General features: G+C 50.2%; 1 protein-coding gene. It reads left to right on the forward strand.

Annotated elements, in window-relative coordinates; translation table 11 throughout:
• Positions 1 to 163 precede the first annotated feature (163 nt).
• Positions 164 to 1345 (forward strand): IS4 family transposase (locus tag PV407_RS04620; RefSeq protein WP_332088708.1); only part of this gene is annotated, 1182 nt, incomplete at its 3' end.

Genomic DNA, 1345 nt, shown 5'->3' on the forward strand with positions numbered 1-1345 from the left:
TCCACTAGCGTTGCATCAAAGCTCACATATAAAAAAACGATCTATAATTTACTATTTGTTCCAAATATTATACCATTTTCGTGGACAAAACCGAAAAAAATCTCCATTGTAGAGGGTGCAGGATGATTCATCCATACACCCAATCCAAAGGAGACTAGGCCTTTTGAGTGTATCGGATATTCCAGTCATTCGTCAATGTCTTTCTCAACTTCCTTTACAAGATTTTGTCGTACCTATTCTCGATTTTCGCAAGCAGAAACTCTCGACGGCTAATTTGCTCAAGATCTTTACCACCGCACAGTTTCTCAAGTGGGACTCCCTGAACACGATCGAAAACACCATTCTTTCGGATCGAGAGTATCAGGCCGCTTTTGAACTGGACAGTATCAGCAAATCCCAATTGTCGCGCCGAATCAACAGCCTTCCCGCTGAAATTCCTCAAGCTCTGTTCAGTGCAGTGGTTCAGCGCATCCAGGAGCATACGCGTCCGATTCGATCCAAAAGCCGTTTGCCTTTGGCCGTCGTGGATTCCACCAGTTTGCGGATGCCTCCGCTGCTCGGGGACTGGGCCTACGTCACGAACAAGCAAAACAGTGTGAAAGTGCATACGCGCCTGATGGTCGTCGGCCCGGATGTAGCCTATCCCGACAAAATCGTTCCGTCTACCGGCAACGTGAGTGATTATCAAGGTTCTGATTTTCTTGTTGTGGAACCCGATGTCCTACACGTCATGGATCGCGGCTATGTTTGTTACAAGCGCATGGAAAAGTGGGCCTCCGGGAACATCCATTTTGTGATCCGGCTGGCGAATCATCACTTCGCGACGATTCTCGAGGAACGGGAACTCCCTGCGGACCACCCTTCGATCACACGCGATGCCATCGTGCGTTTAGGCAACCAACCGAAAACGACCATGAAGACTCCTTTGCGCCTGATTGAGTTCACGGATACCCAGGGACGATTTTACCGGCTGGCCACGACACGGTTGGATTTGAAAGCTGACGAGGTGATGGAGATTTACCGGAGCCGCTGGCTGATCGAGTTGTTTTTTAAATGGCTGAAGCAGCACCTCAAGTTCGCTCAACTCTACAGTCATCAACCTAACGCCGTGTGGAATCATATTTTCTTGGCTCTTGTGGCCTACGGCCTTTCCTACCTGATTGGGCTGGAGTCGGGGACACGCCGGAGTACGTGGGAGATCGTGAGTCTCCTTCGAATCTACGCCGTGAAACCGTGGTCCCAATTAGACGCAGCACTGCACCGAAAACCGAGTAAGCGGAGTAAAGGCCGACAGAAGAAGGATCCCCCGGTTCCCCGAGAAGTGATGGAAGTGACCGGGGTATGT

Source organism: Paenibacillus sp. GYB003 (assembly GCF_036577625.1).
In the GTDB taxonomy this organism is placed as follows: Bacteria; Bacillota; Bacilli; order Paenibacillales; family NBRC-103111; genus Paenibacillus_AB.